Below are 14,430 nucleotides of genomic sequence, written 5' to 3' on the forward strand. Positions count from 1 at the left end.
CTCCTGTCGAGGCCGGCCCCCGGCTCGCCCAAACACTTCAGCCACCATACCCCACAACCCCCCACTTTTCCCCATTAGCTGGGTGTCGGCGCGGTGTTTTCTGCGCCTTTCGCCCCCGCAGGCGGGACGGCGGCCGCGCGGGCACGCGAAAGCACTCCGGCGCAGCGTCGAGAAACCGCATTTCAAGGGGCATTATTGGCTGAGTGGGGCCAAGTGGGGCACCGCGGTGGGGGCGAGTGGGGCTCGATTTGGCCTCGATTGGGGCTCGAACCGGCGTCGGCCCCCGGGAACCGGCGAGCGCCGGGACGAAAAAGAAGGGGCAGCCGTGTGGCTACCCCTTCAATGCTGTGGCAGGTCCCGCTACTCGTCGAAGCGGCGGCGGAACCGATCCTCCATGCGGCTGGTGAATGACCCTCCGCCACCCTTGTTTCGGCGGCGCGGTGCTCCGGGCGCCGAACCGGGATGCTCGGGCCGCCGGTTCAACCGCGGGCCGGTGATGGCAAACACCACTCCGCCGAACATGACAATGAAGCCGAAGACGCTCAAGATCGGGAAGCTACCGATCATCGTGGCCTTGAATGCCACGCCGGAAACCAGCATGGCCAGCCCGATGACGAACAACGCCGCGCCCTGCAGGCGCCGCCGCGCGGTCGGTGCGCGGAACCCTCCGCCACGGACGCTCGAGGCGAATTTTGGATCCTCGGCATAGAGAGCGCTCTCGATCTGATCGAGCATTCGCTGCTCATGATCGGAGAGTGGCATTCGTCCCTCCTTGCCGACAGTTTGACACGTAACTATCGATAGCACGCCGATGCCCGTCGTATGGGCAACTAACACAGATGATACGAGGTCAATCTGCGCCGTACCACTGGTTCGGCACCGATTCTATCCACGCGGCATCCAGACGATACTGTCGCCCGCCAACGGCTCTGCGTTACAACCGGCTTAGCCAAAAGTCGAAGAGTCGCGCTCGTTGCCACCACCGACCGGCACGCGGACGCGATCAGGTCCGATAATGGCGGGGTATCGGCACGGCGGGGGCGCGGCCGGACGCCGGATGGTCGGAGGAGGAGGGCGACGCACGTTGACAGTCTTCCTCATCGATTTCCCGCCCGAAGAGATGGAGCGCCGTCTCAGCGACGCCCTCGAGGTTTACGTCGACGCGATGCGATATCCCCGCGGCACCGAAAATCAGCGGGCCGCCATGTGGCTCGAACACATCCGGCGACGCGGCTGGCAGGCAGCGGCCGTCGTCGAAGCCGAGCCAGGCGAGGGGGGCGCCGAGCCCTCGGCCGAGGAACTGAGCGACGCGCCGCTGCTCGGCGTCGCCTACGGCTACCCCGGGGCCCCCGGCCAATGGTGGCAACAGCAGGTGGTGTTGGGCCTGGAGCGCGGCGGCCTGCCGCCCGAGGTCATCGCCCGGCTGATGAACAGTTATTTCGAACTGACCGAGCTGCACATCGCGCCCCGCGCCCAGGGGCGCGGCCTCGGCGAGGCGCTGGCCCGCCGGCTGCTCGCCAATCGCGACGAGCGCAATGTCCTGCTTTCCACGCCGGAGGCCAACGGGGAAGCCAACCGCGCGTGGCGGCTGTACCGGCGGCTGGGCTTCACCGACATCATCCGGCGCTACCACTTCGCCGGGGACCCACGGGCATTCGCGATCCTGGGCCGGCCGTTGCCGCTGTAGCCTGTCGGCGGTGCTGCGCCCGGACGCGGGCACCCGCTGGCGACAGATATCGGACGGCTCGCCGAATTGGCACGTCCGATCTGGCACGATGACCTGGTGCGCGCCAGCTCCCCGCTCCAAGCCCGACGGTCTGCCGCCCAGTGGCGCCGCGCGCTCGCCGTTGCGATGCTGCTGTTCCTGGTGCCGTTGGCGACCGGATGCCTGCGAGCCAGGGCCTCCTTCACCATCTCCGCCGATGACCTGGTGTCCGGCGAGATCATCGCCGCGGCCAAGCCGAAAACCCCCAAAGACACCGGCCCGCAGCTCGACAACAACAATCTGCCGTTCAGCCAGAAGGTGGCGGTGTCGAATTACGACAGCGACGGCTACGTAGGGTCCCAGGCGGTGTTCTCCGATCTGACCTTCGCCGAGCTGCCACAGCTGGCCAACATGAACTCCAACTCCACCGGGCTGAACCTGTCGCTGCGCCGAAACGGCAACCTGGTGCTCCTGGAAGGCCGCGCCGACCTGACTGCGCTGACCGATCCCGACGCAGACGTCGAGCTGACGGTCGCCTTTCCCGGGCCGGTGACCTCGACCAACGGCGACCGCGTCGAGTCCGACGCGGTGTCGTGGAAGCTCAAGCCGGGCGTGGTGAGCACGATGACCGCCCAGGCCCGCTACACCGACCCGAGCACCCGCTCTTTCACCGGGGCGGGCGTGTGGCTGGGCCTCACGTCCTTCGCGGCCGCCGGTGTGGTGGCGGTGCTGGCGTGGGTCAGCCGCGATCGCTCCGAGCGGGTGACAGCACCGCGCGACCAGCCGCCAAGCTAGACGCGCTGAGCCGGCGACCAGTAGGAGATCATCTCCGCGAACGTCTGGAACGCCGGGCCGGACAGCCCGTAGGTCGCCTCGAGGTGGATGCTCAGCGGGAAACCGAGCTCGGCGACGCCGTCGATGACCCGCTTGTACACGTCGAGCATCAGGTGACGCTTCTGCGCGGGCTCGCTGGCGGCCAGCCGTTTGACGAATTCCTGTTCCTGCGCCACGGCGGGGTTGCCCGGGTCCTGGATCAGCCAGTTGATCAGGCCGACGCGGCTCTCCACTTGCGGCACGAATCCGAACGACAGCAGGATCTCCGGCCGATGATCGGTCGTTTGGGCGAACTCGGTCAAAAAGCCCACGATCGCGTCGGAGTACAGCAGCTGCGTCATGGCGTAGTTCGCGCCCTGGTCGCACTTGAACTTGAGTCGACCGTGTTCGCCCTCCCGGGTCGGAATCAGGATCACCCCGCGATTGGGCACCAGGTCGCGGTAGATCGACAGGGCGTCGGTCGGTGCGACCCCGGAACCCTCGCCGTCGTTCATGGTGCGCGGCACACCGACGAACACCACACCTTCCATGCGGGCCTCGATCAGCTCGGTGAGCCGCCCGCGCAGCGAGGGTTCGTCCATGAAAGCGGTGACCTGCGTGCACAGGCCGCTGATCCCCGGGAACTCGGGCCGCACGATCGACCAGAAGTCGAGCACGTCCAGCTTCTGCTTCATCGGAACCGGGCGGTCGTCGTCCTCGGCGATGATGCCGGGAATCATGACGTGCCGGATTTGGCCGTCGAGCCCGGTCTCAGCCGAGTACCGCACCAACTTCGCCGCGTCTTCTTCGGCGCGCGCTCGACCGTCGTCGGTGTTCGGCGGCACCAACTCGAGCGCGATGGTGTTGAGGGTCACGCGGGTCCTCTCCGTTCTGACGACTGCGCCCGGAGCCGCCGGGCATATCGGCGGCGGTAACCAGACCCCCGCCAGCATAGGGCTGGGATAGTGAGGCAGCCGAAGCAACTGGGTTGTCACGCCGAATACACTGGTCGCGCCGAAAGAACACCGTCATGCCGAGCAGAAAGGGGTGCCGCGCTGAGCCTGAAAAACCCGGCAGCGGCGGCCACCGTCGAGTTGACCGGCGTCATCACCGCCCGGCTCCGGGGGTACTTGCACGAACGGCGCACCGAGACCGCCTATATCGGCGACGACTACGGCGTGCTCGTGGCCGCGCTGGAGGATTTTGTCCTCGGCGGTGGCAAACGGCTGCGGCCCACGTTCGCCTACTGGGGCTGGCGCGCGGTGGCCAGCGCCGAACCCGATCCCGAAGTGCTGCTGCTGTTTTCCGCCCTGGAGCTGCTGCACGCGTCGGCGCTGGTGCATGACGACGTGATCGATGACTCGTCCACGCGCCGCGGCCGGCCGACATCCCATGTCCGCTTTGCGGCGCTGCACCGCGACCGCAAGTGGCGGGGTTCGGCCGACAGGTTCGGGGTTTCGGCGGCCATTCTCGTCGGCGACCTCGCGCTGGCCTGGGCTGACGACATCGTCTTCGGGGCAGATCTCTCGCCGGAGGCGCATCGGCGCGTCCGGCGAGTCTGGGCCGACCTGCGGACCGAGGTGCTCGGCGGGCAGTACCTCGACATCGTCGCCGAGGCCAGCGCGGCCGAGTCGATCGAGTCGGCGATGAACGTGAACACCTTCAAGACCGCGTGCTACACCGTGACGCGACCGCTGCAGCTGGGTGCGGCCGCCGCCGGCGACCGACCCGACGTCCAGGCCGTCCTCGGACAATTCGGGACCGACATCGGCGTCGCGTTCCAACTCCGCGACGACGTGCTGGGCGTGTTCGGGGATCCGGCGGTGACGGGCAAACCGTCCGGTGACGACCTGCGGTCGGGCAAGCGCACCGTGCTGCTCGCCGAGGCACTGCAGCTGGCCGACGCCGCGGATCCGTCGGCCGCCGAGCTCTTGCGCAATTCGATCGGCGCCCACCTCACCGACGCCCAGGTGGCCGAGCTGCGCGAGGCGATCGAGTCGGTGGGCGCCCTGGCCGCGACCGAGGACCGCATCGCCACCTTGACACGGCGGGCGCTGGACACGCTGACAGCCGCGCCCATCAACGCCGAGGCCAAGTCAGGCCTGTCCGAGCTGGCCAGGATGGCCACGAACCGGTCCGCCTGAGCAGATGACCACCGCGACCCCCTCCCCGACGGCCGGTCCTGCACGGCCGAAAAGGTCTTTCCGGCAACGCATTTCAGAGGTAGGCGCATTCACGGCGACCCCCGAAGCCCGGCCGGCGAAGCTCGGTTTCCTCGGTTCGGTGCTGATCACCCTGGGCGGACTGGGAGCCGGCAGCACCAAGCCACACGACCCGCTGCTCGAATCTCTGCACATGTCCTGGCTGCGCTTCGGTCATGGGCTGGTGTTGTCGTCGATCCTGCTGTGGTCGGGTGTCGCCCTGATGCTGATCGCCTGGTGGTGGCTGGGCCGAAAGGCGCTCGCCGGCCAGACCACCGAGTTCATGATGCGGGCCACCACCGGCTTCTGGCTGGCGCCGTTGCTGTTGTCGGTACCCGTCTTCAGCCGCGACACCTACTCGTATCTGGCCCAGGGCGCACTGTTGCGCGACGGCTTCGATCCCTATGCCGTGGGCCCGGTGGCCAATCCGAATACCTTGCTGGACAACGTAAGTCCCATCTGGACCATCACCACCGCGCCGTACGGACCGGTGTTCATCCTGGTCGCCAAGCTCGTCACGATGGTGATCGGCAACCACGTGATCGTCGGGACGATGCTGCTGCGTTTGTGCATGCTGCCCGGGCTGGCGCTGCTGATCTGGGCCACCCCGCGGTTGGCGCACCACCTGGGCAGCGACGGCTCGATCGCCTTGTGGATCTGCGTGCTCAACCCGCTGGTGCTCATTCACCTGATGGGCGGGGTGCACAACGAGATGCTGATGGTGGGCCTGATGGCCGCGGGCATCGCCCTGACCTTCCAGGGCCGCCGCCTGTGGGGCATCACGCTGATCACCGTCGGGATCGCGGTCAAGGCCACGGCGGGAATTGCGTTGCCGTTCCTGGTCTGGGTGTGGGCACGGCACCTGCGCGAACAGCGCGGCTATCGGCCGGTCCGGGCGTTCCTGACGGCGTCGGTGCTGGCGCTGGCGATCTTCGCCGCCGTGTTCGCGATCCTGACCGCGGTCGCCGGCGTCGGGTTCGGGTGGCTGACCGCACTGGCCGGATCGGTGAAGATCATCAACTGGCTGAGCGTGCCGACCGCCGCGGCCAACCTGATTCACTTCCTGTTCAACGGGTTCTTCGCGGTCAACTTCTACGCCACGCTGCTGATCACCCGGTACATCGGCATCGCGATCATCGTGGTGACGCTGCCCGTGGTGTGGTGGCGGTCCCGGCACGACGACCGGGCCGCGCTGACCGGGATGGCGTGGGCGATGGTGATCGTCGTGCTGTTCGTGCCCGCCGCGCTGCCCTGGTACTACTCGTGGCCGCTGGCGGTGGCGGCCCCGCTGGCGCAGTCCCGACGGGCCGTCGCGATCATCGCCGGACTCTCAACGTGGGTCATGGTGATCTTCAAACCCGATGGCTCGCATGGCATGTATTCGTGGCTGCACTTTTCGCTGGCCACTGCCGCCGCGCTGGTCGCCTGGCACGCACTGCGCCGCGTCCCGGCCGCCCGCACCGACGAGGCCGAGGAGCCCGTCGCCGCCTGATGGGCCGCCTAGTACGCCATGGCTTGGGCGCGCCGCATGACCTCTCGGGCCTGATGCGCCTGCAGGGCGTCGACCGGGCGCGCGTTGCTCAGGGAATCGCGGCTGCCGTCCCGGGTGACCGTCAGCGACGGGTCGGGCGTGAACAACCAGCGCACGATCTCGGTTTCGTGATAGCCGCCGTCGTGCAGGATGGTCAGCAAGCCGGCCAGGCTCTTGACCACCTCGCCGGAATTGGTGAAGAAGAGCTGCGGGACCACCAGGCTGCCGTCCCGCCGCACCGCCACCAGGTGACCTTCGCGTAGCTGCTGCTGCACCTTGGTCACCGGCACCCTCAGCAGCTCGGCCACCCGGGCAAGGTCGAACGTCGGCTCGTCGGGGTCCAGAACATCGTCGCCGGCCGGAATACTGCCCACGTTGCCAGTCTAGGCCTCGGTAGGCGCCGGAGGAGACGTTAATCCACAGTTCCGGCCGAACGACAACACCGCACCTACCATTAGCCCCGTGACCAGACCCGGCGACCCGTGGGACGACACCTTGCTCGACGGCCGTTACCTGGTCCAATCCAAGATCGCCAGCGGCGGCACTTCGACGGTGTACCGCGGCCTCGACATCCGGCTGGACCGTCCGGTCGCGCTGAAGGTGATGGATGCCCGCTATGCCGGCGACGAGCAGTTCCTGACCCGCTTTCAGCTGGAGGCCCGCACGGTCGCCCGGCTGAAGAACCCAGGCCTGGTCGCCGTGTACGACCAGGGCCTGGACGCCCGGCACCCGTTCTTGGTGATGGAGCTGATCGAGGGCGGCACGCTGCGCGAATTGCTGGCCGAGCGCGGCCCGATGCCGCCCCACGCCGTGGCGGCCGTGCTCCGCCCGGTGCTGGGCGGGCTGGCCGCCGCGCACCGGGCCGGCCTGGTGCATCGCGACGTCAAGCCCGAGAATGTCCTGATCTCCGACGACGGCGAGGTCAAGATCGCCGACTTCGGGTTGGTGCGTGCCGTAGCGGCGGCCGGAATCACCTCGGCCAGCGTCATTTTGGGCACGGCCGCCTACCTGTCCCCCGAGCAGGTGCGCGACGGCAACGCCGGACCGCGCAGCGACGTCTACTCCGTCGGGATCCTCACCTATGAGCTGCTGACCGGCCGGACCCCGTTCACGGGCGACTCCTCGCTGTCGATCGCCTATCAACGCCTGGACTCCGACGTGCCGCGCCCCGGCTCGGTAATCGAGGGCGTGCCAACACAATTCGACGACTTCGTCGAATGCGCCACCGACCGCGACCCAGCCGCACGTTACGCCGACGCCATCGAGATGGCCGCCGAGCTGGAGGCGATCGCGGCGGACCTGCAGCTGCCGGATTTCCGGGTGCCCGCGCCGCGCAACTCGGCCCAACACCGGTCCGCAGAGCTGCACCACAGCCGAACCAGCGAGCATCGCCCCCCGGTGGCGCAATCTGCCGCCAAAGCGCCCGTGTACCAGCCGACGCGGCAGCTCACCCGCGGCCCCGAGGACTGGCCGCAGCCGCGCCCTCAGCAGCACGACCCCGAGCCGGGCGCCGAACATCAGCCCATCGCAGGGGAATTCGCCGGTATCGCGTTGAGCGAATTCGCACTCGCGCGTCAGCACGGCCGGCGCATGGTGTTGATCTGGGTGGCGATCGTGCTGGCGTTCACCGGCCTGATCGCGGCCGCCGCGTGGACGATCGGCGGCAACGTGACCGGGCTGCTGTGAGACCGCGCCGCATGCGACACGAATCTTAATGTAATCTCAATTCACTCTTATTTTTCTTATTTTTGGTGTACCGTACTGCTGCATGGGTTCGACAACGCTCCGCGTCGACTCGCCGAACCGGCGCGGCGAGCAGGCCATCGTATTGGGTGCCGGAATGGCGGGTTTGCTTGCCGCGCGCGTGCTTTCGGAGTTCTACGATTTGGTCAGCGTGATCGAACGCGACCGGCTGCCCGACTATCCATGTCACCGCAGGGGAATCCCGCAGGGACGTCATGTGCACAATTTCTACAGCCGCGGCCTGCAGGTGCTGGAGGAACTGTTCCCCGGACTGCTCGAGACCCTGGCCAGAGCCGGCGCCGCCGTCGTCGACGACGGTGACCTGTCGAACTTCTACGTGCGCTCCGGACGCTACGAGATGAAGCATTCGGGCAGGTTCGCCGACCCGGACGCGTTGGCGTTGCACATGGCGAGCCGGCCGTTCCTGGAGTTTCACTTGCGCCGGCGGGTCAAGGCTTTGCCCAATGTGAGCATCGTCGACGGGCACGACGTGTCCGAACTGCTCACCACCGCCGACATCGTTAACGGTGTGCGAATTATCCGGCGCTGCAACGGTTTTCTGACGACCCTGGATGCCGACCTGGTGGTCGACGCCATGGGTAGGGCGGCGCGCACCCCGGCGCTGCTGGAGAAACTCGGATACGGGCGGCCAACCGAGGACCGAGTGGTGGCCAGGGTGGGCTACGTGAGCCAGCAGCTCAGCATGCCCGAGGATTCGATTGCCCAACGGCTGGTGATGTTCAACCCGGGCTGCGGCAGACCGGGAGGCCTGTTGCTCGCCAACGAACACGACACCTGGATGCTGGCGATCGGCCAGCCGACCGACGCCGGCGAGCCGCCCACCGACTACGCCGCGATGCTTGCGCTGGCCGCGCCGTACCTGCCGCCGGCCATCGCCGACGGGCTGCGCCGCGCACACCCCATCGGCGAGGCCGTGACGTATCAGCACACCGCCTCGGTCTGGCGCCGCTACGACCAGATGCCCGCATTTCCTTCGGGCCTGGTGGTGATCGGCGATGCGTTGTGTGCCCTCGACCCGACCTACGGCCAGGGCATGACGATCGCCGGACTGGAGGCCCTCACCCTGCGCGATTGTCTGCGCGCGGGCGATGCCGACCTGGCACACCGGTATTTCGGCGCGGCTGCGCGGTACCTTGGCACGACCTGGGCGGTCAATCAGATGAGGGACCGGGCCATCTCCGGCGTCGCGCCGCCGCGTGGGCAGCGGCTGGCCGGTTGGATGTCCAGGGCGGCACTGAACGCGGCTACCCAGGACATCGTCCTGACCGAACGATTCTTCCGGGTCTCCAATTTCATCGACCCGCCGTCGAGGCTGCGGGATCCCGCCCTGATGCCACGCATCGTCTGGGGCAACCTGCGAGCCCGGTTAGCACGCAAGCGAACCGACGCGGCTAGTCGCGCAGCATCTCCGCGACCAGGAACGCCAGCTCCAGCGACTGCTGGGTGTTGAGTCTCGGGTCGCACGCGGTCTCGTAGCGGCCGGCCAGGTCGGTGTCCGAAATGTCTTGTGCGCCACCGAGGCATTCGGTGACGTTCTCGCCGGTGATCTCGACGTGAATGCCGCCCGGATGCGTGCCCAGCGCCCGATGCACCTCGAAGAAGCCCTGCACCTCGTCGACGATGCGGTCGAAATGGCGGGTCTTGTAGCCGGTCGACGACTCGTGGGTGTTGCCGTGCATCGGGTCGCACTGCCATATCACCTGATGACCGGTGGCCTGCACCTTCTCGATGATCGGCGGCAGCACGTCGCGCACCTTGTGGTTGCCCAGCCGGGTCACCAGGGTCAGGCGGCCGGGCTTGTTGTGCGGGTCGAGCCGCTCGACGTATTCGACGGCCAGTTCGGGAGTCATCGTCGGGCCGATCTTGACGCCGATCGGGTTGGCGATGACCTCCGCGAACGCGATGTGCGCGCCGTCGAGCTGGCGGGTGCGCTCGCCGATCCACACGGTGTGCGCCGACAGGTCGTAGAGCTGCGGCAAGCCTTCGACGTCCGACAACCGCAGCATGGACCGCTCGTAGTCGAGCACCAAAGCCTCATGGCTGGCGTAGATTTCGGCGGTCTGCAGATTGCGGTCGGCCACGCCGCAGGCGCTCATGAAGCGCAACCCGCGGTCGATCTCGGTAGCCAGCGCCTCGTACCGCGCGCCGGCCGGCGAGGTCCGGACGAACTCCCGGTTCCAATCGTGGACCAGGTGCAGCGACGCCAGGCCCGACGACGTCAGCGCCCGCACCAGGTTCATCGCCGCGCTGGCGTTGGCGTAGGCGCGCACCAGCCGCGACGGATCGTGCTCGCGGGCAGCGGCATCCGGCGCGAAGCCGTTGATCATGTCGCCGCGGTAGGACTTCAGGCCCAGCGCGTCGATGTCGGCCGAGCGCGGCTTGGCGTACTGCCCGGCGATGCGGGCCACCTTGACCACCGGCATGCTCGAGCCGTAGGTCAGCACGACGGCCATCTGCAACAGGGTGCGGATGTTGCCCCGGATGTGGGGCTCCGTGTTGTCGGTGAAGGTCTCGGCGCAGTCCCCGCCCTGCAGCAGGAACGCCTCGCCCCGGGCGACCTGGGCCAGCTGCTCCTGCAGCTTGACGACCTCGGACGGCACCGTCACGGGCGGGACGCTCTCCAAGACCGTGCGCATGGCCAGGGCCGGGTCTTCGGGCCAGCTGGGCTGCTGAGCTGCGGGTTTAGCCAAAGCGGCGTCCAGCCGGGCCCGCAAGTCGGCCGGCAGCGGCGGCAACGGCGGCAGCTGGTCGATGGGGATGTCGACTGTCCAGTTCATCGGTCCATGGTAACCGGGCGTCCGGCCCCGACTGACCACGCCTGATCAGGGCTAACGCCGGCGCGGACTCACTGCGCCGCGCCTTCGGACGTGATGAGCCGGAAACGGCGCAGCTGATCGCGGGCATCGACCAGCGCGTCGTGCGCGTCGCGCGAGCGGGGCGGCATGGGGGGAGATCCGCGGTCTTCCCACAACTGGCGCAGTTCCCGGGTGAAGCGCGGGATGGCCTTCGGCAGGCTCGGCATCGGGCCCCACAGCTGGCACAGCGCCACGTGGTCGTAGGCCCCCACCCACGCCCACAGCTCGACCGGTTCCGCTGTCGGCCGCCCCGGATTCAGGCCGAAGAACTCCTCCAGGTCGTGCCGAATCTGCTTGCGCGACCGCCACAATTGCGAGGCTGGTGGCGGCAGCTTGGGCAACACGTTGGCGCGCACCCAGCTGCCGGCGCGCGCGGGATCGAACTCCGTGGATACCGCGTAGTATTCGCGGCCGTCCTCGGCGACCACCCCGATCGAGATCAGCTCGATGGTGCGGCCGTCCTCGATGAACTCGGTGTCGTAGAAGTACCGCACCCCCGAAAGCCTAGGGGCGCCCTATCGGGCGATCAGGATGGGCTCGGTGGCCGGCGGGGCCGGGTGCACGTCGTGGTCGAGCTGGGCGGCAATCGTTCGCTCATCCGGCAACCGCGGCGTGCCGGCGACCGCGGATTGCAGCCACAACTTGGCCTGCACGACGGGGCGGCGCCATTTTCGTTCCCGCTCCAGCGCGCGCCGCATCTTGTCCGGCTGCGTGGTGTAGCGCCACCGCGACCACGGCGCGTGCGGGCGCGACAGCCGGATCGCACCGATGACCAGCAGTACGACGATGAACATGCCGAGCAGACCGGTCCACACCTTGCCCTTGAGCACCACCACCACGGCCGTCGGCAGGATCAGCACCACCGCGCAACCCACGGCGGCATGCCAGGCGACCGAATCGGCACCGTGCCAGATGGGGAAGAGAAACATCAGCGGGTGCAAACCCATGATCAACAGCCCGGCCACCGCGACCGCGGCGAAGACCGCGTCCACCGACGTGCGGCCGTCTTCTTCCCAGTACACGTCGGCCAGGTGCAGAATCAACGCGTACTCGTCGAGCACCAGCGCGGCACCAATTCCGAAAAGAATTGCAGCAAAGGTTAATTCGTTCTCTTGACCGTTGACGGACATGGTCACCAGCGTCAGCCCGGAGATCATCACCAACACCACGCCGAACGTCACGTGGTGGATGTGCACTCCCCCGATGTGGATGTTGCGCGGCTCCCACCACCGCGGCGACCGGCCGGTGCGTTTGCGATGGCGGATCAACCGCACGAAGGTGCGCGTGACGAAAAAGGTCAAGATGAACGCAACCAGGCAGCACAGCAACGGCAGCCGGCCATGGTCGACGATGTCATGGGAGAACCAGTGGGTCACCGTGGGCAAGAACCAGTGGGACACCTTTGCAAACTACGCCCGCGTCTGCCTGGCCCGTGGGAGCCGCGCGGCGCCCGCCCCCGTCGGTGCTGGCCCGTCGCGGTCACGGGCACCCATTACGCTGATTTGCGACATGAGTAATCGGCTGGCGCCCGGCGTGGGCAGTCTCGGGCGGGCGTTGTTGTGGTCCGTGCTGTGGCTGTTCGCGGTATTCGCGCTGGGCTACGCGGCCTGGCGGCTGTTCGCGCACACGCCGTACCGCATCGACATCGACATCTATCAGATGGGCGGCCAGACCTGGCTGGACGGGCACCCGCTGTATCGCGGCGATGTGTTGTTCCACACACCGATCGGGCTCAATCTGCCGTTCACCTATCCCCCGCTGGCGGCGGTCATGTTCTGCCCGTTCGCCTGGCTGCACATGCCGGCGGCCAGCGTCGCGATCACCGCGCTGACGCTGGTGCTGCTGATCGTCTCGACGGCGATCGTGCTCAGCGGCCTGGACGTCTGGAACACCTCGGCGCTGCTGCCCGGACCGGCCTGGCTGCGCCGGCTGTGGCTGGCGGTCGTCATCGTGGCCCCGGCGGCGATCTGGCTGGAGCCGATCAGCTCGAATTTCGCCTTCGGGCAGATCAACGTCGTGCTGATGACGCTGGTGATCGCCGACTGCGTGCCGCGCCGAACCCCCTGGCCCCGCGGGGTGCTGCTGGGTTTGGGGATGGCGCTCAAGCTCACGCCGGCGGTGTTTTTGCTCTACTTCCTGCTGCGGCGCGACACCCGGGCGACGCTGACGGCGCTGACCTCGTTCGTGGCCGCGACGCTGCTCGGTTTCGTGCTGGCGTGGAGCGATTCGTGGGAGTACTGGACGCGCACCGTGCACCACACCGACCGCATCGGTGAGGCGGGGTTGAACACCGACCAGAACATCGCGGGCGCGCTGGCCCGGCTCGGGCTCGGCGAGCACGCACGCTTCCTGCTGTGGGTGCTCGGGTGTTTCGCCGTGCTGGCGCTGACCGTGTGGGCGATGCGCCGGGTACTGCGGGCCGGCGAGCCGACGCTGGCGTTGATCTGCGTCGCCCTGTTCGGCTTGGTGGTCTCCCCGGTGTCGTGGTCGCACCACTGGGTGTGGGTGCTGCCGACGATCCTGGTGACCGCGGTCGTCGGCTGGCGGCGCCGCAACGTCGCCCTGGCCGCGGTCAGCGCCGCCGGCGTCGCGCTGATGTACCGGACGCCGATCGACCTGCTGCCCAAGCACCACGAGGCGAGCGCCGCCTGGTGGCGTCAGCTGTTGGGGATGTCGTACGTGTGGTGGGCGCTGGCCGTCATCGTCGCGGCCGGACTGACGGTCGTCTCGCGAGTCGCGTCGCCGGATGCCGCGGAGCGGGCCGCGAGCGGCGCCGATAGTCAGCTGATCAGCGACGTCAACGTCGCGGGCTAACCGGCTGCGGTTTCGGGGATCCGCGCAGAGCCGTTCGTCGCCGGCGTGGCATCGGAGGCTTGAGCGTTGGAGCCGCCGCTTTTGACGGTGGCCGCGTAGATGTCGACGTACTCCTGGCCGGACAGCCCCATCAGCTCGTAGATCACCTCGTCGGTGACGGCCCGCTCGATGAAGCGGTTGCCGGCCAGCCCTTCGAAGCGGGAGAAGTCCATCGGCTTGCCGAACCGGACGGTGACCCGGCCGAACCGCAGCCACGTGGTGCCCGGCGGGTTGACGGCGTCGGTACCGATCATCGCGACCGGAATCACCGGAACGCCGGTCTCCAGCGCCAGCCGGGCCAGGCCGGTCTTGCCCTTGTACAGCCGGCCGTCGGGCGAGCGGGTGCCCTCGGGATACATGCCCAACAACTTGCCGGCGCCGAGCACCCGCTGCGCGGTGTCCAATGCGGCCTGCGCGGCGTCGGCGTTGCTCCGGTCGATCGGCACCTGGCCGACGGCGGTGAAAAACCACCGGCTCAACCAGCCCTTGATTCCAGTGCCGGTGAAATATTCGGACTTCGCCAAGAACGTGATGCGGCGGCGCACCACCAGCGGCAAGAAGAAGCTGTCCATCACCGCCAGGTGGTTACTGGCCAGGATCGCCGGCCCCGAACTCGGAACATATTCCAGGCCTTCGACTTTCGGGCGGCCCATCACGTACAGCAACGGGCCGAGGAGGATGTACTTGAAAAGCCAGTACGCCATGGCC

At 68.0% G+C, this 14,430-nt stretch carries 14 protein-coding genes; 7 read left to right on the forward strand and 7 right to left on the reverse strand.

Going from position 1 to position 14,430, the window contains the following annotated elements; translation table 11 throughout:
* Window positions 1–360 precede the first annotated feature (360 nt).
* Window positions 361–762 carry a DUF3040 domain-containing protein gene (locus tag MSG_RS15170; protein ID WP_096440854.1) on the reverse strand — a complete coding sequence of 134 codons (402 nt, stop codon included), beginning with the start codon at window positions 760–762 and terminating at the stop codon, window positions 361–363.
* A 322-nt stretch (window positions 763–1,084) separates the two neighbouring features.
* Here MSG_RS15170 and MSG_RS15175 point away from each other — a divergent pair, with 322 nt between their 5' ends.
* Both MSG_RS15175 and MSG_RS15180 read left to right on the forward strand, forming a co-directional pair.
* Window positions 1,085–1,687, forward strand: coding sequence for a GNAT family N-acetyltransferase (locus MSG_RS15175; protein ID WP_096440856.1), 603 nt, complete (start codon window positions 1,085–1,087; stop codon window positions 1,685–1,687).
* Between the two features lie 165 nt (window positions 1,688–1,852).
* Entirely contained in the window at window positions 1,853–2,500 is a 648-nt protein-coding gene (locus MSG_RS15180; protein WP_096444561.1) for an LppM family (lipo)protein, read from the forward strand.
* On the opposite strand, the gene MSG_RS15185 is transcribed toward MSG_RS15180, so the two are convergent.
* Window positions 2,497–3,393 carry a mycobacterial-type methylenetetrahydrofolate reductase gene (locus MSG_RS15185; RefSeq protein ID WP_096440858.1) on the reverse strand — a complete coding sequence of 299 codons (897 nt, stop codon included), beginning with the start codon at window positions 3,391–3,393 and terminating at the stop codon, window positions 2,497–2,499. The two genes, MSG_RS15180 and MSG_RS15185, sit on opposite strands and share 4 nt — an antisense overlap.
* A 219-nt stretch (window positions 3,394–3,612) precedes the next feature.
* Here MSG_RS15185 and idsA2 point away from each other — a divergent pair, with 219 nt between their 5' ends.
* The gene (gene idsA2 / locus MSG_RS15190; protein ID WP_096440860.1) at window positions 3,613–4,662 is read left to right on the forward strand and encodes a bifunctional (2E,6E)-farnesyl/geranyl diphosphate synthase; all 1,050 of its coding nucleotides are present in this window, start codon (window positions 3,613–3,615) and stop codon (window positions 4,660–4,662) included.
* A 4-nt stretch (window positions 4,663–4,666) separates the two neighbouring features.
* Entirely contained in the window at window positions 4,667–6,211 is a 1,545-nt protein-coding gene (locus MSG_RS15195; RefSeq protein ID WP_096440861.1) for an alpha-(1->6)-mannopyranosyltransferase A, read from the forward strand.
* An 8-nt stretch (window positions 6,212–6,219) separates the two neighbouring features.
* Here MSG_RS15195 and MSG_RS15200 read toward each other — a convergent pair whose 3' ends face one another.
* Entirely contained in the window at window positions 6,220–6,624 is a 405-nt protein-coding gene (locus MSG_RS15200) for an Rv2175c family DNA-binding protein (protein ID WP_096440863.1), read from the reverse strand.
* 88 nt (window positions 6,625–6,712) lie between these two features.
* Between MSG_RS15200 and MSG_RS15205 the strand changes: the two genes are divergently transcribed.
* On the forward strand, window positions 6,713–7,936 hold the full coding sequence (locus tag MSG_RS15205; RefSeq protein WP_181159171.1) for a protein kinase domain-containing protein: 1,224 nt from the start codon (window positions 6,713–6,715) through the stop codon (window positions 7,934–7,936).
* 82 nt (window positions 7,937–8,018) lie between these two features.
* Window positions 8,019–9,464, forward strand: coding sequence for an FAD-dependent oxidoreductase (locus MSG_RS15210; protein WP_096440865.1), 1,446 nt, complete (start codon window positions 8,019–8,021; stop codon window positions 9,462–9,464).
* Here the strand turns inward: MSG_RS15210 and MSG_RS15215 are convergent.
* The 3 genes from MSG_RS15215 to MSG_RS15225 all read right to left on the reverse strand — a co-directional run bounded on the left by MSG_RS15215 (window position 9,406) and on the right by MSG_RS15225 (window position 12,269).
* Window positions 9,406–10,791, reverse strand: a complete 1,386-nt coding sequence (locus MSG_RS15215; RefSeq protein ID WP_096440867.1) for a class II 3-deoxy-7-phosphoheptulonate synthase — start codon at window positions 10,789–10,791, stop codon at window positions 9,406–9,408. The genes MSG_RS15210 and MSG_RS15215 overlap by 59 nt on opposite strands.
* A 68-nt stretch (window positions 10,792–10,859) precedes the next feature.
* Complete coding sequence (locus tag MSG_RS15220; RefSeq protein WP_096440869.1) at window positions 10,860–11,363, reverse strand: polyadenylate-specific 3'-exoribonuclease AS; 504 nt, start codon at window positions 11,361–11,363, stop codon at window positions 10,860–10,862.
* A gap of 21 nt (window positions 11,364–11,384) precedes the next feature.
* Window positions 11,385–12,269 (reverse strand): hypothetical protein, encoded by an 885-nt coding sequence (locus MSG_RS15225; protein WP_181159172.1) that lies wholly within the window; start codon window positions 12,267–12,269, stop codon window positions 11,385–11,387.
* Window positions 12,270–12,378: 109 nt separating this feature from the next.
* On the opposite strand from MSG_RS15225, the gene MSG_RS15230 reads away from it, so the two are divergent.
* Window positions 12,379–13,683, forward strand: coding sequence for a glycosyltransferase 87 family protein (locus MSG_RS15230; RefSeq protein ID WP_096440871.1), 1,305 nt, complete (start codon window positions 12,379–12,381; stop codon window positions 13,681–13,683).
* Here MSG_RS15230 and MSG_RS15235 read toward each other — a convergent pair.
* Complete coding sequence (locus MSG_RS15235; protein WP_096440873.1) at window positions 13,680–14,426, reverse strand: lysophospholipid acyltransferase family protein; 747 nt, start codon at window positions 14,424–14,426, stop codon at window positions 13,680–13,682. The genes MSG_RS15230 and MSG_RS15235 overlap by 4 nt on opposite strands.
* Window positions 14,427–14,430: the final 4 nt, after the last annotated feature.

The sequence above is a fragment of the Mycobacterium shigaense genome (assembly GCF_002356315.1).
GTDB lineage: Bacteria > Actinomycetota > Actinomycetes > Mycobacteriales > Mycobacteriaceae > Mycobacterium > Mycobacterium shigaense.